General features: G+C 62.6%; 19 protein-coding genes and 1 pseudogene. 13 read left to right on the plus strand and 7 right to left on the minus strand.

Going from position 1 to position 20,568, the window contains the following annotated elements:
- Window positions 1-269: 269 nt before the first annotated feature.
- Window positions 270-1,859, plus strand: a complete 1,590-nt coding sequence (locus ACF8O8_RS13910) for an ABC transporter substrate-binding protein (RefSeq protein ID WP_392509863.1) — start codon at window positions 270-272, stop codon at window positions 1,857-1,859.
- A 316-nt stretch (window positions 1,860-2,175) separates the two neighbouring features.
- Here the strand turns inward: ACF8O8_RS13910 and radC are convergent, their stop codons facing one another.
- On the minus strand, window positions 2,176-2,856 hold the full coding sequence (gene radC, locus ACF8O8_RS13915; protein ID WP_121160857.1) for a DNA repair protein RadC: 681 nt from the start codon (window positions 2,854-2,856) through the stop codon (window positions 2,176-2,178).
- A 125-nt stretch (window positions 2,857-2,981) separates the two neighbouring features.
- Here radC and coaBC point away from each other — a divergent pair, with 125 nt between their 5' ends.
- The 4 genes and pseudogenes from coaBC (at window position 2,982) to argB (ending at window position 7,102) form a co-directional block, all read left to right on the plus strand.
- The gene (gene coaBC / locus ACF8O8_RS13920; protein WP_003253409.1) at window positions 2,982-4,193 is read left to right on the plus strand and encodes a bifunctional phosphopantothenoylcysteine decarboxylase/phosphopantothenate--cysteine ligase CoaBC; all 1,212 of its coding nucleotides are present in this window, start codon (window positions 2,982-2,984) and stop codon (window positions 4,191-4,193) included.
- Between the two features lie 5 nt (window positions 4,194-4,198).
- Window positions 4,199-4,654 (plus strand): dUTP diphosphatase, encoded by a 456-nt coding sequence (dut, locus tag ACF8O8_RS13925; RefSeq protein WP_392509864.1) that lies wholly within the window; start codon window positions 4,199-4,201, stop codon window positions 4,652-4,654.
- A 144-nt stretch (window positions 4,655-4,798) separates the two neighbouring features.
- Window positions 4,799-6,166, plus strand: a pseudogene (locus ACF8O8_RS13930) (phosphomannomutase/phosphoglucomutase); the annotation flags it as partial.
- A 30-nt stretch (window positions 6,167-6,196) separates the two neighbouring features.
- Entirely contained in the window at window positions 6,197-7,102 is a 906-nt protein-coding gene (gene argB, locus ACF8O8_RS13935; protein ID WP_004575216.1) for an acetylglutamate kinase, read from the plus strand.
- A gap of 179 nt (window positions 7,103-7,281) precedes the next feature.
- Here argB and pyrE read toward each other — a convergent pair whose 3' ends face one another.
- Window positions 7,282-7,923 (minus strand): orotate phosphoribosyltransferase, encoded by a 642-nt coding sequence (gene pyrE, locus ACF8O8_RS13940; RefSeq protein ID WP_003253405.1) that lies wholly within the window; start codon window positions 7,921-7,923, stop codon window positions 7,282-7,284.
- A gap of 80 nt (window positions 7,924-8,003) precedes the next feature.
- Between pyrE and ACF8O8_RS13945 the strand changes: the two genes are divergently transcribed.
- Entirely contained in the window at window positions 8,004-8,783 is a 780-nt protein-coding gene (locus ACF8O8_RS13945; protein ID WP_003253401.1) for an exodeoxyribonuclease III, read from the plus strand.
- 33 nt (window positions 8,784-8,816) lie between these two features.
- On the opposite strand, the gene ACF8O8_RS13950 is transcribed toward ACF8O8_RS13945, so the two are convergent.
- Both ACF8O8_RS13950 and rph read right to left on the minus strand, forming a co-directional pair.
- Window positions 8,817-9,185, minus strand: a complete 369-nt coding sequence (locus tag ACF8O8_RS13950) for a DUF4870 domain-containing protein (RefSeq protein WP_003253399.1) — start codon at window positions 9,183-9,185, stop codon at window positions 8,817-8,819.
- Window positions 9,186-9,208: 23 nt separating this feature from the next.
- Entirely contained in the window at window positions 9,209-9,931 is a 723-nt protein-coding gene (rph, locus tag ACF8O8_RS13955) for a ribonuclease PH (RefSeq protein ID WP_003253397.1), read from the minus strand.
- A gap of 227 nt (window positions 9,932-10,158) precedes the next feature.
- On the opposite strand from rph, the gene ACF8O8_RS13960 reads away from it, so the two are divergent.
- Window positions 10,159-11,022, plus strand: coding sequence for a YicC/YloC family endoribonuclease (locus ACF8O8_RS13960; RefSeq protein WP_010955794.1), 864 nt, complete (start codon window positions 10,159-10,161; stop codon window positions 11,020-11,022).
- A 13-nt stretch (window positions 11,023-11,035) separates the two neighbouring features.
- The gene (gene gmk / locus ACF8O8_RS13965) at window positions 11,036-11,656 is read left to right on the plus strand and encodes a guanylate kinase (protein ID WP_010955795.1); all 621 of its coding nucleotides are present in this window, start codon (window positions 11,036-11,038) and stop codon (window positions 11,654-11,656) included.
- 33 nt (window positions 11,657-11,689) lie between these two features.
- Here the strand turns inward: gmk and ACF8O8_RS13970 are convergent, their stop codons facing one another.
- From ACF8O8_RS13970 to ACF8O8_RS13980, 3 genes are all read right to left on the minus strand, one after another.
- Window positions 11,690-13,231 (minus strand): APC family permease, encoded by a 1,542-nt coding sequence (locus ACF8O8_RS13970; RefSeq protein WP_014592854.1) that lies wholly within the window; start codon window positions 13,229-13,231, stop codon window positions 11,690-11,692.
- A 119-nt stretch (window positions 13,232-13,350) separates the two neighbouring features.
- On the minus strand, window positions 13,351-14,118 hold the full coding sequence (locus ACF8O8_RS13975; RefSeq protein ID WP_392509865.1) for a gamma-glutamyl-gamma-aminobutyrate hydrolase family protein: 768 nt from the start codon (window positions 14,116-14,118) through the stop codon (window positions 13,351-13,353).
- 4 nt (window positions 14,119-14,122) lie between these two features.
- Window positions 14,123-15,505, minus strand: a complete 1,383-nt coding sequence (locus ACF8O8_RS13980) for a glutamine synthetase family protein (protein ID WP_392509866.1) — start codon at window positions 15,503-15,505, stop codon at window positions 14,123-14,125.
- 205 nt (window positions 15,506-15,710) lie between these two features.
- On the opposite strand from ACF8O8_RS13980, the gene ACF8O8_RS13985 reads away from it, so the two are divergent.
- From ACF8O8_RS13985 to ACF8O8_RS14005, 5 genes are all read left to right on the plus strand, one after another.
- Complete coding sequence (locus ACF8O8_RS13985) at window positions 15,711-16,583, plus strand: LysR family transcriptional regulator (RefSeq protein ID WP_003253385.1); 873 nt, start codon at window positions 15,711-15,713, stop codon at window positions 16,581-16,583.
- A gap of 240 nt (window positions 16,584-16,823) precedes the next feature.
- Window positions 16,824-17,087: a DNA-directed RNA polymerase subunit omega gene (gene rpoZ / locus ACF8O8_RS13990; protein ID WP_003253383.1), complete on the plus strand. Its 264-nt coding sequence runs from the start codon at window positions 16,824-16,826 to the stop codon at window positions 17,085-17,087.
- A 59-nt stretch (window positions 17,088-17,146) separates the two neighbouring features.
- On the plus strand, window positions 17,147-19,255 hold the full coding sequence (spoT, locus tag ACF8O8_RS13995; RefSeq protein WP_010955800.1) for a bifunctional GTP diphosphokinase/guanosine-3',5'-bis pyrophosphate 3'-pyrophosphohydrolase: 2,109 nt from the start codon (window positions 17,147-17,149) through the stop codon (window positions 19,253-19,255).
- Between the two features lie 23 nt (window positions 19,256-19,278).
- A complete protein-coding gene (locus ACF8O8_RS14000) occupies window positions 19,279-19,659 on the plus strand; it encodes a RidA family protein (protein ID WP_009684531.1) in 381 nt (126 codons plus the stop codon).
- A gap of 56 nt (window positions 19,660-19,715) precedes the next feature.
- On the plus strand, window positions 19,716-20,447 hold the full coding sequence (locus ACF8O8_RS14005) for a lipoprotein (protein ID WP_010955801.1): 732 nt from the start codon (window positions 19,716-19,718) through the stop codon (window positions 20,445-20,447).
- The last annotated feature ends 121 nt before the right edge of the window (window positions 20,448-20,568 follow it).

The following is a 20,568-nucleotide window of genomic DNA, read 5'->3' on the forward strand; positions in this document are numbered from 1 at the left end:
CCTTATCGACCGGATCCGCTTATGCGACAGGCCGAGCCCCTAGAAAAGAGCGCTGCTTTATACCAGAAAGACTTGGCTGCAACAACAGTAGATGCACATTACCGCTAGCCAGAACGCGCCGGGCCAGCATAGCGGCAGGCCCCGCCAGTCGTCGACCGCTCGTCGCAAGATTTGCAAAAAAGGGTGTGGTCATTTGCCGGCGGGCGCACTAGGGTAAGCCTTTTCCAGACTGCACTGGCAGATGGGCCACTGACAGCCAAGGAGCCACCATGCGTGTCGCCGCACTTTCCTTATTGTTCACCACCCTGTTCGCCGCTGGCGCTGCCCAGGCCGCTCCGCTGAGCGTTTGCAGCGAGGCCAGCCCCGAAGGTTTCGACGTGGTGCAGTACAACTCGCTCACCACCACCAACGCCACCGCCGACGTGCTGATGAACCGCCTGGTGGAGTTCGATGCGGCGCAAGGCAAGGTGGTGCCGAGCCTGGCGACCAGCTGGACGGTATCGGCCGACGGCCTGGTGTATGACTTCACCCTGCGCGATGACGTCAAGTTTCACAGCACCTCCTATTTCAAGCCAAGCCGCAAGCTGAATGCCGACGACGTGCTGTTCAGCTTCCAGCGCATGCTCTACCCGGCCCATGCCTGGCACAAGACTGCGCCGGGCGGCTACCCGCATGCCCAATCGCTGCAGCTGGGCAGCCTGATCAAGGCGATCGAGGCACCGTCGCCGAACACCGTGCGCTTCACCCTCAGCCACCCGGACGCCACCTTCCTGGCCACCCTGAGCATGGGCTTCGCCTCGATCTACTCCGCCGAATACGCCGACAAGCTGCTCAAGGCCGGTACGCCGGAGAAGCTCAACAACCAACCGATCGGCACCGGGCCGTTCGTGTTCCAGCGCTTCCAGAAAGATGCCGTGGTGCGCTACCGCGCCAACCCGGACTACTTCGCCGGCAAGCCGGCGGTCGACCCGCTGATCTTCGCCATCACCACCGATGCCAACGTGCGCCTGCAGAAGCTCAAGCGTGGCGAGTGCCAGGTTGCCCTGTCGCCCAAGCCGTTGGACATTGCCGAAGCGGGCAAGGACGGTAACCTCAAGGTGGCCACTACCCCGGCATTCATGACTGCCTTCGTCGCCATCAACAGCCAGCACCCGCCGCTGGACAAGCCGGAAGTGCGTCAGGCAATCAACCTGGCCTTCGACAAGCAAGCCTACCTCAAGGCCGTGTTCGAAGACTCTGCGGTGGCTGCCAATGGCCCCTACCCGCCCAATACCTGGAGCTACGCCAAGGACCTGCCCGGCTACCCGCTGGACCTGAAGAAAGCCAAGGCCCTGTTGGCCAAGGCCGGCCTGGCCGAAGGCTTCAGTACCACCATCTGGACCCGGCCCTCGGGTAGCCTGCTCAACCCCAACCCCAGCCTTGGCGCGCAGATGCTGCAAGCCGACCTGGCGAAGATTGGTATCAAGGCTGAAATCCGCGTGATCGAATGGGGCGAGCTTATCCGCCGCGCCAAGGCCGGCGAGCATGACTTGCTGTTCATGGGCTGGGCGGGCGACAACGGCGACCCGGACAACTTCCTCAGCCCGCAGTTTTCCTGCGCGGCGGTCGAGTCAGGGACCAACTTCGCACGCTTCTGCGACAGCCGCCTCGACCAGCTGATCAGCGCCGGGCGCACCACCAACGACCAGAGCGTACGCAGCCGGCTGTACCAGCAGGCGCAGACACTGATCCAGCAGCAGGCGCTGTGGGTGCCACTGGCGCACCCGACGGCGGCGACCTTGCTGCGCCAAGGCGTCGAGGGGTACCAGGTGAGCCCGTTCGGGCGGCTGGATTTCAGCAAGGTGACGGTGACCAAGTAAGTTCTGGTGCCCGCCTTGAGGTTTGTGGCGCCTGGGAGATCGAGCGCCGCCCGCGCGGCGCATCGCGAGCGAAGCTCGCTCCTACATCTGTTTCGGGCCAGTTATTCCTGGTAGAGAGACGCGCGGCGCCTTGGTGTCCACCTCGATATCGTGCCGGACAAACAAGGCGGTCGCGCGCGCTGGCGCAGGCGTTACTGGCCCGAAACAGATGTAGGAGCGAGCTTCGCTCGCGATGCGCCGCGCGGGCGGCGCTCGATCTCCCAGGCACCACAAACCTCAAGACAGGCGCCTGCTAGCCCTGACCGCATTGACCTGCCTACGCCACAATCCACCCATGCTCGACCATCGACAACGGCTCCCCGTCGCCGATGATGATGTGGTCCAGCACCCGCACGTCGATCAACGCCAACCCCCGCTTCAACGTCAGCGTCAAATGCACATCGTCCTGACTCGGTTCACTGATCCCTGAAGGATGGTTGTGGCACAGGATCAATGCCGCAGCGTTGTGCACCAGCGCCCGCCGCACCACCTCTCGCGGATAGACACTCGCCCGATCTATCGTGCCCCTGAACAGGATCTCGAATGCCAGTGGCCGGTGCTTGGTATCGAGAAACAGACACCCGAACACCTCGCTGGCCTCATGCCTGAGCATGGCTTTCAAGTAGCGTCGCACCGCTGCCGGGCTGTCCATGGCAGACTCCCGCTCAATCGACGTTGCAAGGTGCCTGCGGCCTATCTCAAGCAGTGCCTGCAGCTGGCTGTACCTCACCGGGCCCAACCCAAGCTCGCCGACGAAGGCTTCGCGGTCAGCCTCCAGCAACCGACGCAAGCTGCCGAACTTCACCAACAAGCCTCGCGAAAGCTCCACGACATTACGCCCACGTACGCCTGAGCCGAGAAAAACGGCCAGCAGCTCCGTATCTGTCAGGCTCCCTGCCCCTCGCTGCAACAACTTCTCCCTAGGCCGTTCTTGCGCCGGCCACTCCCTGATGTTCATTCCACCCCTGCCTTTGCTGCGGCCCATTTCGGCCCTGTGTTAATCTATTTCGCCTCGTACATGCGACGTTCCGCCGCAGGCATTTCAAACGTCGTCGCCCGCTCTCACTGGAAAAAGGCAAGCCTATGCAGCGGCTGTATCGCAAGCGCATCGTTCTCGGCGTGGGTGGCGGCATTGCCGCCTACAAAAGCGCCGAGCTGATTCGCCGTCTCCTGGAGCACGGCGCGCAGGTGCGCGTCGTCATGACCCGGGGTGGTGCAGAATTCATCACCCCGCTGACCCTGCAGGCGCTGTCGGGCCACCCCGTACACATGGACCTGCTCGACCCGGCCGCCGAAGCTGCCATGGGCCATATCGAACTGGCCAAGTGGGCGGACCTGGTGCTGATCGCCCCAGCTACCGCCGACCTCATGGCACGCATGGCCCAGGGCATGGCAGACGACCTGCTGACCACGCTGGTGCTGGCCACTGACGCCACCGTCGCCGTGGCGCCGGCGATGAACCAGGCCATGTGGCGTGACCCGGCCACCCAAGCCAACCTCGAGCTGCTCAAGAGCCGTGGCATTCAGGTGTTCGGCCCGGCATCCGGCAGCCAGGCCTGTGGCGACGTCGGCCTGGGGCGCATGCTCGAAGCCACCGACCTGGCCTGGTGCGCCGCGGAAAGCTTCAAGCGCCAGGCACTGACCGGCAAGCACGTGCTGATCACCGCCGGGCCGACCCAGGAAAACATCGACCCGGTGCGCTACATCACCAATCATAGCTCCGGCAAGATGGGCTTCGCCCTGGCCGAAGCGGCCGCCGAAGCAGGGGCTCGGGTGACCCTCGTCACGGGCCCTGTGCATTTGCCAACCCCTGACCGGGTCAGCCGCATCGACGTCGTCAGCGCGCGGGACATGCTCGCGGCCTGTGAAGCGGCCATGCCGTGCGACCTGTTTATTGCCTCGGCAGCGGTTGCGGACTACCGCCCCGAAGTGGTTGCCACACAAAAACTGAAGAAAGATCCTACGACCGGCGACGGCATGCTGCTGCAGATGGTGCGTAATCCCGATATCCTTGCCACCATTGCTGGCCGCGCCGACCGCCCGTTCAGCGTCGGCTTTGCCGCCGAAACCGAGCACCTGCTCGATTACGCCACGCGCAAGCTCAAGGACAAGAACCTCGACCTGATCGTCGCCAATGATGTGGCCAACCCCAGCATCGGCTTCAACAGCGAAGAAAACGCCTTGACCGTGATCGACCGCCAGCAGCACCAGACCCTCTTCGCGCAGACCAGCAAGGGCAAGATCGCCCGGCAACTGGTCGCCTTCATCGCCGAACGGCTCAACCAGGTTCAATAAGTTACATGCACGCTCTTCAAGCCAAGATCCTCGACCCACGCCTGGGCAGCGAATTTCCGCTACCCGCATACGCCACCCCCGGCTCCGCCGGCCTCGACCTGCGCGCCCTGCTCAAGCAAGACACCATCCTCGAACCGGGCCAGACCGTTCTGATTCCTACCGGCCTGTCGATCTACATCGGCGACCCGGGCCTGGCGGCAGTCATCCTGCCGCGCTCGGGCCTGGGCCATAAACACGGCATCGTGCTGGGCAACCTGGTCGGCCTGATCGATTCGGACTACCAGGGCGAGCTGATGGTGTCGTGCTGGAACCGCGGCAACACGCCGTTCACCATCGCGGTTGGCGAGCGCATCGCCCAGCTGGTGCTGGTGCCGGTGGTGCAGGCTCACTTCGACATCGTCGAAGCGTTCGACGAAAGCCAGCGTGGCGCTGGCGGCTTCGGTCACTCCGGCAGCCACTGAGCCGGCAAATGACCGTTCAGGCCAAGGATGGCGAACTCTCTGGCGAAACCACCGTCCAAGCGTTCAGTTTGCGCCTGCCCAGAAAGCCTTTGACTAATGGAGCTTCCAGAGATGAACGACATGGCCCACCTGGTCCCCGCCGCATTGCCCGACAGCATTTTCCGCGCATATGACATCCGCGGCGTGGTCGGCAAGACCCTTCACGCCGAAACCGCCTACTGGATCGGCCGCGCCATCGGCGCGCAAAGCCTGGCCCAGGGCGAACCGCAGGTTTCGGTAGGGCGCGATGGCCGCCTGTCGGGCCCGATGCTGGTGGAACAGCTGATCAAAGGCCTGGTCGATGCGGGCTGCAACGTCAGCGACGTCGGCCTGGTGCCTACCCCGGCGCTGTACTACGCAGCCAACGTGCTGGCCGGCAAGTCCGGTGTGATGCTGACCGGCAGCCACAACCCGTCGGACTACAACGGTTTCAAGATCGTCATCGCCGGTGACACCCTGGCCAACGAACAGATCCAGGCCCTGCTGACCCGCCTGAAAACCAACGACCTGACCCTGGCCCAAGGCCGCGTGGAAAAGGTCGAGATCCTCGACCGCTACTTCAAGCAGATCGTCGGCGACGTGAAGCTGGCGAAAAAGCTCAAAGTGGTGGTGGACTGCGGCAACGGCGCCGCTGGCGTGGTTGCACCGCAACTGATCGAAGCCCTGGGCTGCGAAGTGATCCCGCTGTTCTGCGAGGTCGACGGCAACTTCCCCAACCACCACCCGGACCCGGGCAAGCCGGAAAACCTCGAGGACCTGATCGCCAAGGTCAAGGAAACCGGTGCCGATATCGGTCTGGCCTTCGACGGTGACGGCGACCGCGTCGGCGTGGTGACCAACACCGGCAGCATCGTCTACCCCGACCGCCTGCTGATGCTGTTTGCCCAGGACGTGCTGTCGCGCAACCCGGGCGCCGAGATCATCTTCGACGTCAAATGCACCCGCCGCCTGACCCCGTTGATCGAACAGCACGGTGGCCGCGCCTTGATGTGGAAAACCGGCCATTCGCTGATCAAGAAGAAGATGAAGCAGACCGGTTCGCTGCTGGCAGGCGAGATGAGCGGTCACATCTTCATCAAGGAACGCTGGTACGGTTTTGACGACGGCATCTATAGCGCCGCGCGCCTGCTGGAGATCCTCAGCAAGACCGAGCAGAGCGCCGAAAACCTGTTTGCCGCCTTCCCGAACGACATTTCCACGCCGGAAATCAATATTGATGTGACCGACGAGGGTAAATTCAGCATCATTGATGCACTGCAACGCGACGCCGACTGGGGCGAAGCCAACCTGACCACCATCGACGGTGTGCGGGTCGACTACGCCAACGGCTGGGGCCTGGTTCGCGCCTCCAACACCACCCCGGTGCTGGTACTGCGTTTCGAGGCCGACAGCGACGCCGAATTGCAACGTATCAAGGATGTTTTCCGCACCCAGTTGCTGCGGGTAGAGCCTGAGCTGCAACTGCCGTTCTGACCGACTATCTGTTCCTTACAGGAGCCCTGCATGACCCTCGATCGCGATGCCGCTTCCCATGTAGCCGAGGTTTTGTCCGAAGCACTGCCTTACATTCGCCGCTTTGTCGGCAAGACCCTGGTGATCAAGTACGGCGGCAACGCGATGGAGAGCGAGGAGCTCAAGACGGGCTTCGCCCGTGACATCGTGCTGATGAAGGCTGTGGGCATCAACCCGGTGGTAGTCCACGGTGGTGGCCCGCAGATCGGTGACCTGCTCAAGCGCCTGTCGATCGAAAGCCACTTCATCGACGGCATGCGCGTCACCGATTCGGCGACCATGGACGTTGTGGAGATGGTGCTGGGCGGCCAGGTCAACAAGGACATCGTCAACCTGATCAACCGCCACGGCGGCAGCGCCATCGGCCTGACCGGCAAGGACGCGGAGCTGATTCGCGCCCGCAAGCTGACTGTCAGCCGCCAGACGCCTGAGATGACCACTCCGGAAATCATCGACATCGGCCACGTGGGCGAAGTGGTGAGCGTGAACACCGACCTGTTGAACATGCTGGTGAAGGGCGACTTCATCCCGGTCATCGCGCCAATCGGCGTGGGTGCCAATGGCGAGTCGTACAACATCAACGCCGACTTGGTGGCGGGCAAGGTGGCCGAAGCGCTGAAGGCCGAGAAGCTGATGCTTCTGACCAACATCGCCGGCCTGATGGACAAGCAGGGCCAGGTGCTGACTGGCCTGACCACCGAGCAGGTCAACGAACTGATCGCTGACGGCACCATTTATGGCGGCATGCTGCCGAAGATCAAATGCGCGCTGGATGCGGTGCAGGGCGGCGTGAACAGCTCGCACATCATCGATGGCCGCGTGCCGAATGCAGTGCTGCTGGAGATCTTCACCGACAGCGGCGTGGGCACCCTGATTACCAACCGCAAGCCGCGCTGATCGTTGACCTGTCCCGGCCTCATCGCCGGCAAGCCAGCTCCCACAGGATCCTCATAGCGCTCAAAGGCAGCGCGGTCCATACCTGTGGGAGCGGGCAAGCCCGCGAAGAGGCAGGAACTGGCGGCACAAAAAAAGGCGACCTTCACACGAAGGTCGCCTTTTTATTTACCCGGCCAGGATCAGATCCCGTACTGCGCCCGGTAAGCCTCGACAGCCGGCAGATGCTGCTTGAGCTGTGGGTCATCGGCCAGGAACTCCAGCACCTGGGTCAGCGAAACAATGCTGACCACCGGGATACCGAAGTCGCGTTCCACTTCCTGGATCGCCGACAATTCGCCATTGCCGCGCTCTTCACGGTTCAGCGCGATCAGTACACCAGCGGCCTTGGCCTGCTGGGCGTTGATGATCTGCATGACCTCACGAATGGCGGTACCGGCAGTAATCACGTCGTCGATGATCAGCACGTCACCGGCCAGCGGCGCGCCGACCAGGCTGCCACCTTCGCCATGGTCCTTGGCTTCCTTGCGGTTGAAGCACCATGGCACGTCCAGCTGATGCTGGTCGGCAAGGGCCACGGCGGTAGTCGCCGCCAAAGGGATACCCTTGTAGGCCGGGCCGAACAGCACATCGAACGGGATCTTGCTATCGACGATGGCGGCGGCGTAGCAACGCCCCAGCTCAGCCAGTGCGGAGCCGGTGTTGAACAAGCCGGCATTGAAGAAATACGGGCTGGTACGCCCCGATTTCAGGGTGAATTCACCGAAACGCAGTACCCCGCGATCGATGGCAAAACGGATAAAGTCGCGCTGATACGGCTGCATGAATAGTCCCGGACACCACGGATTTAGCTAAATGGGTTGAGCTCGGGTATCATACACGCACGAGATTTATGGGGCCATTTATGCGGATCATCAGTGTGAACGTAAATGGCATTCAGGCTGCGGCCGAGCGTGGTTTGCTCAGCTGGCTGCAAGCCCAGAATGCCGACGTCATCTGCCTTCAGGATACCCGCGCCTCGGCCTTTGAACTCGACGACCCAGCTTTCCAGCTCGATGGCTATTTCCTTTATGCCTGCGACGCGGAGGTGCCTGCCCAAGGTGGTGTGGCCCTTTACTCGCGCATGCAGCCCAAGGCAGTCATCACCGGCCTGGGCTTCGAGACAGCCGACCGCTACGGGCGTTACCTGCAAGCAGATTTCGACAAAGTCAGTATTGCCAGCCTGCTGCTGCCTTCGGGCATGAACGGCGACGAAGACTTGAATCAGAAATTCAAGTTGATGGACGACTTCGCCAAGTACCTGGACAAGCAGCGTCGCAAGCGTCGCGAATACATCTATTGCGGCTCGTTCTACGTGGCGCAGCAGAAGCTCGACATCAAGAATTGGCGTGACAGCCAGCAGTCGCCGGGCTTCCTGGCGCCAGAACGCGCCTGGATGGATGCGATCACTGGCGAGATGGGGTATGTCGATGCCTTGCGCGAAGTCAGCCGTGAAGGCGACCAGTACAGCTGGTGGCCGGACAACGAGCAGGCCGAGATGCTCAACCTGGGGTATCGGTTCGACTACCAGATCCTCACCCCGGGCCTGCGCCGCTTCGTGCGCAACGCTCGCCTGCCGCGTCAGCCACGCTTCTCCCAGCATGCGCCGCTGATCGTCGACTATGACTGGACGCTGACCATCTAAAAGGCCATTGGGGCTGCGTTGCAGCCCCAATGGTTATTTGATCGGCCGCCAGATCATCGGGTAGCGATAAGGCTTGCCCTCATTCGCCCGCACCGCCGCGATGATGATCAATATCATCACTGCCACCGTGAGCATGGCAAACAGCACCAGCCCGATAAACACGAACATCAGCAGGAAGCAGATGAACCCGGCAATGGTCACGCTGATCTGAAAGTTCAGCGCCTCTTTGCCCTGGGCGTCGATAAAAGGGTCTTGCTCGCGCTTGAGGTGCCATAGCACCAGCGGGCCCAGCAGGTGCCCAAGCGGCACTACCAGGCCCAACAGCGCGGAGAGGTGGCAGAACATCGCCCATTGCCGGATTTCGGCATTGGGCGGGGTGATCGACAGGTTCGAATCGCTCATGCCCCGCACCTCCTTGGCCGGTTTCAGTCAGCCAGTGCTGCCTGCTGCAGCTCGAAAATCTCGTTCATGCCCTTCTGCGCCAAAGCGAGCATGGCGTTGAAATCTTCCGGCTGGAACGGTGCGCCTTCAGCAGTACCCTGCACTTCGATGAAACCACCAGCGCTGGTCATGACCACATTCAGGTCGGTCTCGGCTGCGGAGTCTTCCAGGTAGTCCAGGTCGAGCACCGCTTCGCCCTGATACATGCCTACCGACACGGCAGCGATCATGTGCTTGAGCGGGTTGCCGCCCTTGAGGCCGCCGCGCTTCTTGATCACTGCCAAAGCGTCGCACAAGGCAACCATGGCGCCGGTGATGGACGCGGTACGGGTACCGCCATCGGCCTGGATCACGTCGCAATCGACGTACAGGGTGATGTCACCGAGCTTGCTCATGTCCAGCGCGGCGCGCAGCGAACGGCCGATCAGGCGCTGGATTTCCAGGGTGCGGCCACCCTGCTTGCCACGGCTGGCTTCGCGCTGGTTACGTTCGCCGGTGGAGCGCGGCAGCATGCCATACTCGGCGGTCAGCCAGCCTTGGCCCTGGCCTTTGAGGAAGCGCGGTACACCGTTTTCAACGCTGACCGTGCAGATGACTTTGGTGTCACCGAACTCGACCAGTACCGACCCTTCGGCGTGCTTGGTGTAGTTGCGGGTGATGCGGATCGAGCGGAGCTGATCGGCAACGCGACCACTTGGACGTTTCATCTGGGATACCTGTACTGGGACTTTGAATCTGCCGAGCATTATAGAGCCCGCAGCCCGGGGAAGACATGCCTATTGTCGCGCCCGGCACAGCCCGTCGCCTTTTCCTACCGCAGTAGCCACCCGTCAGTAACATAGGCGGATTGGGCGCCACGGCGACACTGCGCTACAATCCTGCGCCTTGCAGCCGAGAGGCTCCCACCGTTCATTCATTACGCGAGGTACTCCCCATGGTGCACAGCATGACCGCTTTTGCTCGTGTCGAGCGCGCCGGCAGCCAAGGCACCCTGGTCTGGGAGCTGCGTTCGGTCAACCACCGTTACCTGGAGCCGCACCTGCGCCTGCCCGAGGCCCTGCGCGACCTCGAAGGCGGCGTACGTGAAGGCCTGCGCCAGGGCCTGTCACGCGGCAAGGTGGAATGCACCTTGCGCCTCAACGAAGACAGCAATGGCAAACCGCTGAAAGTGGACCATGAGCGCGCCGCGCAACTGGTTGCCGCCGCCGAGGAAGTGGCTGGCCTGATCAAGCAGCCGGCCCCCCTGAACCCGCTGGAAGTGCTGTCATGGCCAGGCGTGCTGGTGGCCGACACCAGCGACCCCCAGGCACTGAACGCCGAAGCCATGGCGCTGTTCGACGAAGCGCTGGCCGAACTCAAGGCCGGGCGCCAGCGCGAAGGCCAGGAACTGGCCCGGCTGATCAACGAACGCCTGGACAACATGGCCAGCGAAGTCACTACCCTGCGCGCCCTGGTGCCGCAGATGCTGGCGGCGCAGCGGCAGAAGATTCTCGACCGCTTCGGCGACATGCAAGCCGAGCTGGACCCACAGCGCCTGGAGCAGGAGATGGTACTGCTGGCCCAGAAAAGCGACGTGGCAGAGGAACTCGACCGCCTCAGCACCCACGTCACCGAAGTGCGCCGCGTGCTCAAGGGTGGCGGCGCCGCTGGCCGGCGCCTGGACTTCCTGATGCAGGAACTCAACCGCGAGGCCAACACCCTCGGCTCCAAGGCCTTCGACCCACGCAGCACGCAAGCGGCGGTCAACCTGAAGGTATTGATCGAACAGATGCGTGAACAAGTACAGAACATCGAGTAAGGCCACCCCGACCATGAACCACAGCAGCGGCACCCTCTACATCGTTTCGGCCCCTTCGGGTGCCGGCAAGACCAGCCTGGTCACCGCCCTGACCAAAGACGACCAGCAGATCCGCGTCTCGGTCTCGCACACCACTCGCGCCATGCGCCCGGGCGAGCAGCACGGGGTGAACTATCACTTCGTGGTCCACGAGGAATTCAAGGCGCTGATCGCGCAAGGTGACTTTCTGGAGCATGCCGAAGTGTTCGGCAACTTCTACGGCACTTCACGCAGCGCGCTGCAGCAGACCCTGGACCAGGGCTACGACCTGATTCTGGAAATCGACTGGCAAGGTGCACAGCAAGTGCGCAAGCTGATGCCACAGGCGCTGTCGGTGTTCATCCTGCCTCCAAGCCAGGAGGCGCTTCGCCACCGCCTGGACGGACGCGGGCAGGACAGCGAAGAGATCATTGCCGGGCGCATGAAGGAAGCGGTCAGCGAGATGGTGCACTACGACGAGTATGACTACGTCATCATCAATGATGATTTCGACACGGCGCTGGCAGACTTGAAAGCAGTGTTCCGCTCGAATCGGCTGCTGCTGAAGAAGCAGCAGCAGCGTCATGCGGCATTGCTCAAGCAAATGATCGGCTGAAGATCGATGGGGCTGCATTGCAGCCCCAATGGTTTAGTCCTGCAGCGGCAAGGTAGCCTGCTGACGCAGGGTAGCCCCGAGGAAGTACGCCGGCGCACGCATGCGCGACAGCATCATCAGGCCGATGCCAAGCACCGAGATGATCGCGGCAATCACGAACACCAGCCCCAGCCCGCCCACATGCGAGCCGCTGCCAAAGTCCGGCGAAGCACTGTCGATGGCGGTGCGCACGAAGATCACCGACAAGATAACACCCCCCACCAGCGGGCACAGGCCGCGCATGATGAAGTGGCGCAGGCTGTCGAACAGGCTGCCGCGGAAATACCAGACGCAGGCAAACGCGGTCAGCGAATAGTAGAAGCAGATCATCATGCCCAATGCCGTGATGGTATCTGCCAGCACGTTCTCGCTCAGCGTACGCATGGTCACGTAGAACAGGCCTGCGGCCAGGCCGGCGCAGATGGTGGCATAGCGCGGCGTTTGCGAGCGCGGGCAGACGCTGGCGAACTTCTGCGGTACCGCACCGTAATAACCCATGGCCAACAGGGTGCGCGCCGGCGCCACGAAGGTGGACTGCAGCGACGCCGCCGTACTGGCCAGCACGGCGATGGACATCAGGATCGCCAGCGGCCCCATGACCGGGCCGGCCAGGTGGGCAAAGACGTTCTCCTGGATGCGCGGGTTGTTCAGGCCCAGACCCGTTTCACTGATACCGGCAAACTGCAGGGTGGCGATGGCGGTGAACAGGTACAGGCCCAGGATCAACATCACGGTCCAGGTAGCGGCCTTGCCCGGCACCTCTTCGCTGCCCACCGACTCTTCACTGACGGTCAGACAAGTGTCCCAGCCCCAGAAGATGAAGATCGACAATGACAGGCCAGCGGCAAAGGCCGAGAACGACTCGACACCGAACGGGTTGAACCAGGCGAAATCGAACGCCAGCGGTGGCGGCGCGGTAGTGCCGCCGAAAGCGGCGAAAGCAAAGCCGATCAACACCAACAGCTGCAGGGCCACCAAGCCGTACTGCACGGTCATTGTGGTGGCGATACCCCGACAGCAGATCCACACTGCCAGGCCAATGAACACGCAACAGGTAACGATGTTGATCAACAGGTTGTCGGCCAACGCTGCCAGCTCATGCTTGCCGGTGATCTGGCCAAGGAACAGGTAGAAGAAATCCACCGCCACACCTGCCAGGTTCGACAGCACGATCGTGGTGGCAACCACCAGTCCCCAGCCGCCGATCCAGCCGATCATCGGGCCGAATGCACGCGCCGACCAGGTAAACGAAGTACCGCTGTCAGGCTCCGCCGAGTTCAGCTCGCGATAGCCCAGGGCCACCAGCAGCATCGGCAAGAAGCCCACGATGAACACGGCCGGCAGGTGGGCGCCCACCTCACGCACGGTAGGGCCAAGGGCGCCGGTCAGGGTATAGACCGGGGCGATGGTGGAAATGCCCAGCACCACGCTGGCCAGCAGCCCCAAGCGGCCCTTGGCCAGGCCTTTGCTGCGCTGAGTGTTGCCCGCGTCGGCCGCCACATCGGGTGGGCGGCCGGCTTCTGTGTAATTGCTCATGAGTATTTGCCGTAAATTTTGGAATTGTTTTAACAAGCCTTGGGTACAAGGCTTGCTTTCACTCATTGAAAGCTTGCTATCGGGAACGAGTCATCCGAGACCTTCGGCTGACGTCAGAATCATTCCTGCCGTAAGCCCTCCCGTGCTGCGTAGGCATTGCAGGCCTCGCGAAACGCCTGAAACAGACGCAGCGAGACCGGGTTTTCGTTGAAGCGCCACTCCGGGTGCCATTGCACCCCGAGCACAAAGCCCGGTGCCGCAGGCATGGACACCGCCTCGACCAGGCCATCCGGGGCCCGTGCCTCGACGCGCAGGCCCGGGGCCAGACGGTCGATGCCCTGGCTGTGCAGCGAATTGACCTCGAACTGCGCCCCCAGGCCCAGGCGCTCGAACAACCCGCCAGGCTCGATACTGACCGAGTGGCGAGGGCTGTATTGCACCTCCAGGGGGGCATCCTCGGGTTCGCGGTGGTCAAGGTAGCCAGGCAGCTCCTGCACACGCTGGTGCAGGCTGCCGCCAAGGGCCACGTTCAGCTCCTGGTAGCCTCGGCAGATGCAGAATACGGGCACACCGACGGCAATGGCTGCCTGCAGCAGCGGCAGGGTCAGGCGATCACGCGCCAGATCATGCCGGGTACCCGCCACACTGGGGGCGCCATTGTAATGATGCGGCTCGATATTTGAAGGCGAGCCGGTAAAAACAATGCCGTGCAGGCGAGCCAGCAGCGCTTGCGTGTCGCTGCCGCCATCACGGGCCGGCAAGATCAGTGGCAAGCCGGCAAAGCCGGCCGCCTCGACATACTTGTCGCCGACCGTGTGCGAGGAGTTCTTCCCTACCTGCTGACGGCAGGCGCTGACACCGATCAAAGGGACCGCATTTGCGCTCATGGGCTTACACCGTGTGCAGGTACCAGTTGTACTCAAGATCGGAAATCGACACTTCGAACTCGGCCAGTTCGCTTTCCTTGCAGGCCACGAAGATATCGATGTAGTCCGGGCTGATGTATTGGTTGAGGACTTCGCTGTCATCCAGCGCGCGCAGGGCATCGCGCAGGTTGTTCGGCAGGCTTTGCTCCAGCTGCTCGTAGGAGTTGCCTTCGATCGGCGCCTCGGGCTCGACCTTGTTGGTCAGGCCATGGTGAACGCCGGCAAGGATCGCCGCGAGCATCAGGTACGGGTTGGCATCGGCGCCGGCTACACGGTGCTCAAGGCGCACGTTTTCGCTGCTGTCGGTGGGCACGCGTACGGCCACGGTGCGGTTGTCCAGGCCCCAGCTCGGCGCATTGGGCACGTAGAACTGCGCACCGAAGCGGCGGTAGGAGTTGATGTTGGGGCACAGGAAGGCCATCGACGCCGGCATGGTTTCCAGCACGCCACCAATGGCGTGGCGCAGCGTATCGCTTTGCAGCGGATCGTCACTGGCGAAGATGTTCTTGCCGGTTTTCTTGTCCAGCAATGAAATGTGCACATGCAGGCCGTTGCCTGCCTGGCCCGGGTAGGGCTTGGCCATGAAGGTGGTGTCCATTTCATGGTCGTAGGCGATGTTCTTGATCAGGCGCTTGAGCAGGATCGCGTAATCGCAGGCCTTCAGCGGATCCGCCACGTGGTGCAAGTTGACCTCGAACTGCGCCGGGGCGCTTTCCTTGACGATGGCGTCGGCGGGCAGGCCCTGTTCCTTGGCCGCTTCGAGCATGTCCTGCAAGCAGTCGGCGTACTCGTCGAGGTCGTCGATCAGGTACACCTGGGTCGACTGCGGGCGCTTGCCGGAGATCGGCGAGCGCGGCGGCTGTGGGCGGCCGTTGAGGTTGTCCTGGTCGATCAGGTAGAACTCCAGTTCGAACGCGGCGCAGATAGTCAGGCCCAGGTCGTCGAACTTGCTCACCACCTGGCGCAGCACTTCACGCGGGTCGGCGAAGAACGGCTGGCCATCCAGCTCGTGCATGGTCATCAGCAGCTGGGCGGTGGGGCGCTTTTGCCACGGCTCGTCCGACAGCGTGCCGGGGATCGGGAAACAGAAGCGGTCGGCGTCGCCGATGTCCAGGCCAAGGCCGGTGCTTTCGACAGTGGAACCGTTGATATCAAGGGCGAACAGCGATGCGGGCAGGTTGATGCCCTTCTCGTACACCTTGTGCAGGCTGGCCCGCTCGATGCGCTTGCCACGTACCACGCCATTCATGTCGGAGATCAGCAGGTCTACGTACTGCGTGTCCGGATGGGCCTGGAGGAAGTCATTCATCTCGCTGGAAGAACTGGCGCACGGGGTTACCGACGTCATGGTGTACATCCTTTGATGTGCTGCGGCGATGTGGGGATACGGCTGGCGCCTCACGGGCGACGATGGTTGCAGCTGTTGTTGTTTTCACTTTCCCATCGTGGGGACTGGTTACCCGACCGGGCGCATTGATTCCGGGGGGCCGTTTCACTATAAAATGGCCCAGACGCAACAGACATTGGCAATTTGGCAAGCAGAGCGTGCATCAATGCAATATCAGATAACCCACGCAGACCTCTCTCTGGTCCTGGCACTGGAACGTGGCCGCTCGCTGGCCAAAGCCGCCGAACTGCTCAAAGTCGACGTTTCGACCGTATTCCGCTCGATCCGCCGATTGGAGTCGGCGCTGGGCACCGCCTTGTTCGTCAAGAGCCGAAAGGGCTATCTGCCGACTGACACCGCCCAGGCCTTGGCCGAGCAGGCCGAACGTGCCGAGCAGGCGCTGGAAGCGGCGCGCATTGCCATGACCAGTGGCGAGCAAGTGGTCAGCGGCACGGTGCGCCTGACCTGCACGGAGGCGGTGATGCACAGCCTGTTGCTGCCCGCACTGGCCGAGTTCATGTCCAACTACCCGGCCTTGTCGCTGGAGATGGGCACCTCCAACACCTTCGCCAACCTCAGCCGGCGCGACGCCGACATCGCCCTGCGCCTGACCAATACGCCACCGGAGCACCTGGTGGGCCGCAACCTGGGTTCGACCTCCTATGTGGTCTGCGGCCAGCCACAGTGGCGCGAGCGCCTCAGCGAGTCCCCCGCCAGCGTGCCGTGGATCGCACCAGACGACTCGATGCAGGACCACCCTACGGTGGTCTGGCGCAACCAGCAACACCCGGGCCTGAGCCCGCGCTACCAGTGCAGCAGCATGTCGACCATCGCCCAGTTGGTAATGGCCGGCCTGGGCGTGGCAGCACTGCCGGACTACATGGTGCATGCGCTGCCCGGGGTGGATGCACTCAGCGGCCCCCTGCCCGGCTGCGACACTCAGCTGTGGTTGCTGACCCGGCCGGATTGCCGGGCGTTGCGCTCGGTGCAGACCTTGTTCGAAGAGCTGACCCCGCGGTTGCGTGACGCGATGCTCTGAGGTTATCGTCAGGCTCATGCACTGAGGGTGTCTGTTCCGGCCCTTTCGCGGGTAAACCCGCCGCTACAAGCTACGCGGCCCCTGTAGGAGCGGGTTCACCCGCGAAGAAGGCATCGCTGGTTTTGCAGGTACCGCCCGGCAAAACAGCGCTTCCCTATTGGCTGGTGAATTTTTATACTATCGAGTCCGCCTGCCCATTAATGGGCTGCACGCCCACCGCAATTGCTACTGAGGAAGACCATGGCCCGCGTAACTGTTGAAGACTGCCTGGAACACGTGGATAACCGCTTTGAGCTGGTCATGCTCTCGACCAAGCGCGCTCGCCAGCTGGCGACCGGCGGCAAAGAGCCACGCGTTGCGTGGGAAAACGACAAGCCAACCGTTGTTGCCCTGCGTGAAATTGCCGAAGGCATCGTCACCAACGAGTTCATCGCCGCTGAAGAGATCGTCACCGAGGATCCGGTGTTCGCCGCGTTCGAGGACGAGAACAACGAGGCTGTCTGATTGATGCCAGGTCGACGTCGTACGGCGCAAGGCCCTCTTCCTCGGCAGGAGGTGAACCCATGCCGGGTATAGAAGCCTTGGCCGAACGGCTTTCGACCTATCTTGGCCCCGAACAGGTCAACCTGGTTCGGCGTGCCTATTTCTACGCCGAACAGGCCCACGATGGGCAACGCCGCCGCAGTGGCGAGCCCTACGTGACCCACCCGCTGGCCGTGGCCAGCATCCTCGCCGACATGCACATGGACCATCAGAGCCTGATGGCGGCCATGCTGCACGATGTGATCGAAGACACCGGCATCGCCAAGGAAGCCCTCAGCCAGCAGTTTGGCGAGACCGTGGCCGAATTGGTCGATGGGGTCAGCAAGCTGACCCAGATGAATTTCGAGACCAAGGCCGAGGCGCAGGCGGAAAACTTCCAGAAGATGGCCATGGCCATGGCCCGCGATATCCGCGTGATCCTGGTCAAGCTGGCCGACCGCCTGCACAACATGCGCACCCTGGAAGTGCTGTCTGGCGAAAAGCGCCGGCGCATTGCCAAGGAAACCCTCGAGATCTACGCCCCCATCGCAAACCGCCTGGGGATGCACACCGTGCGCGTAGAGTTCGAAGACCTTGGCTTCAAGGCCATGCACCCGATGCGCTCGTCGCTGATTCATCGTGCAGTGAAGAGCGCGCGCGGCAACCGCAAAGAGATCGTCGCCAAGATCGAGCACTCGCTGGCCAACTGCCTGGCCGCCGACGGCATCGAGGGCGAAGTCAGCGGTCGGCAGAAACACCTCTATGGCATCTACAAGAAGATGCGCGGCAAGCGCCGTGCCTTCAACGAGATCATGGACGTGTATGCCTTCCGCATCATCGTCGACAAGGTTGACACCTGTTACCGCGTGCTCGGCGCCGTACACAACCTGTACAAGCCGCTGCCCGGACGCTTCAAGGATTACATCGCGATCCCCAAGGCCAACGGCTACCAGTCGTTGCACACCACCCTGTTCGGCATGCACGGCGTGCCCATCGAAATCCAGATTCGCACCCGCGAAATGGAAGAGATGGCCAACAACGGCATCGCCGCGCACTGGCTGTACAAGTCAAACGACGACGAGCAGCCCAAGGGCAGCCACGCGCGTGCCCGCCAGTGGGTCAAGGGTATCCTCGAACTGCAGCAACGTGCCGGCAACTCCCTGGAATTCATCGAGAGCGTGAAGATCGACCTGTTCCCGGACGAGGTCTACGTGTTCACGCCCAAAGGCCGGATCATGGAGTTGCCCAAAGGCTCCACGGCCGTCGACTTCGCCTACGCGGTGCACACCGACGTTGGTAACAGTTGCATCGCGTGCCGCATCAACCGCCGCCTGGCGCCGCTGTCCGAACCGCTGCAAAGCGGCTCGACAGTGGAAATCGTCAGCGCCCCGGGCGCTCGGCCAAACCCGGCATGGCTCAACTTTGTGGTCTCGGGCAAGGCACGCACGAATATCCGCCACGCGCTCAAGCAACAGCGCCGCTCGGAGTCCATCAGCCTGGGCGAGCGCCTGCTGAACAAGGTACTCACTGGCTTCGACAGCAGCCTGGAGAAAATCCCCCAGGAACGCATCCAGTCTATTCTCGCCGAGTACCGCCTGGAGCTCATAGAAGACCTGCTCGAAGACATCGGCCTGGGCAACCGCATGGCCTACGTGGTCGCGCGCCGCCTGCTGTCGGCCGAAGGCGAACAGCTGCCGGCGCCAGAAGGCCCACTGGCGATCCGCGGCACCGAAGGCCTGGTGCTCAGCTACGCCAAGTGCTGCACGCCGATCCCGGGTGACCCGATTGTCGGCCACCTGTCGGCCGGCAAGGGCATGGTCGTGCACCTGGAGAACTGCCGCAACATCAGTGAAATCCGCCACAACCCCGAAAAGTGCGTGCAACTCTCCTGGGCCAAGGACATCACTGGCGAGTTCAATGTCGAACTGCGTGTCGAACTGGAACACCAGCGCGGGCTGATCGCCCTGCTGGCCAGCAGCGTCAACGCCGCCGACGGCAACATTGAGAAGATCAGCATGGACGAACGCGACGGCCGTATCAGCGTGGTCCAACTGGTGGTCAGCGTGCACGACCGCGTGCACCTGGCGCGTGTGATCAAGAAGCTGCGTACCCTGACCGGTGTGGTCCGCATCACCCGCATGCGTACGTAGTCCGCCAACCGCAAGGAGTCATCATGAGCAAAACCGTCATCAACAGCGACAAGGCCCCTGCCGCCATCGGCACCTACTCGCAGGCGATCAAGGCCGGCAACACCGTGTACATGTCGGGCCAAATCCCTCTGGACCCGAAGACCATGGAGCTGGTCGAAGGCTTCGAAGCCCAGACCGTGCAGGTGTTCGAGAACCTCAAGGCCGTGGCTGAAGCTGCTGGCGGTTCGTTCAAGGACATCGTGAAACTGAACATCTTCCTCACCGACCTGAGCCACTTCGCCAAGGTAAACGAGGTGATGGGCCGCTACTTCGAACAGCCCTACCCGGCCCGCGCCGCCATCGGCGTTGCCGCACTGCCGAAAGGCGCCCAGGTCGAAATGGACGCCATCCTGGTCATCGAATGATGCCCTGGTGACGGGCCCTGCCCGTCACCCTCCTTCCTCTGCAAGGTTACCCCGTCATGCGTCAAGCACTGCCCTTCGCGCTGGCAGCCCTGCTACTGGGCGGCTGCACCAGCCACAAACCCGAAGATTTCAACGGCATCTGGATCAACCAGGAAGCCATCACTGCGGCGGTCAAAGCCGGCAGCCTGCGCCAGGCGCTGAATGAGCACGGCCCAGTGTTCGAGTGGAAGCTCGACGTGGCCAATCAGCAAGCTAGCTATAGCAATGGTTTCGAGGCCGCCGACGGCCAGCTGAGCGCCAATGAAAAGCAATGGCAGGCCCGTTTCCAAGGCGGCCAGACCGAGCAGCTTTCGCTCGATGGCGACGAGCTGCTGGCCGTCGACCAGAACGGCACCAAGCAAACCTTCGTGCGCGCCAAGGCGCAGGCTGCAGCCAATGCACCACTGGGCAGCAGCTTCGAGAAAGCGCTTTACCAGGCCTACCTGGGTGGTAACTGGAAGATCGTCGAAGGCCAAGGCAAGGGCGCCAGCGTGCGCTTCAGCGACACCGGCAACGTCACCGGCCTACCGGGGCCGGACCGCTTCGCCCTGTGCCTGGCGGGTGATTGCGCGACCATGGGTGGCAACAATGACAGCCTGTGGCTGGAGCGCAACCAGCGTGGTGCACCGTTCATCATCAAGCGCGATGGTGACAAGCTGGAGATTTTCCAGGCAGTGAACCGTGCACAGCCGGATGAAATGCCAGAGCTGGCAGCGGGCAAGCGTCAGTGGACGCTGGAGCGCAGCTGAGATGATGCGCGGTCCCTGTAGGATCGGGTTTACCCGCGAAGAAGACACCGCGGTGGATGGCACGGGCTTCGCCCGTGTTCGCGGGCAAGCCCGCTCCCACAGGGATCGCGCCAGCTTTTAG

Source organism: Pseudomonas sp. TYF_14 (genome assembly GCF_043105275.1).
In the GTDB taxonomy this organism is placed as follows: domain Bacteria; phylum Pseudomonadota; class Gammaproteobacteria; order Pseudomonadales; family Pseudomonadaceae; genus Aquipseudomonas; species Aquipseudomonas alloputida.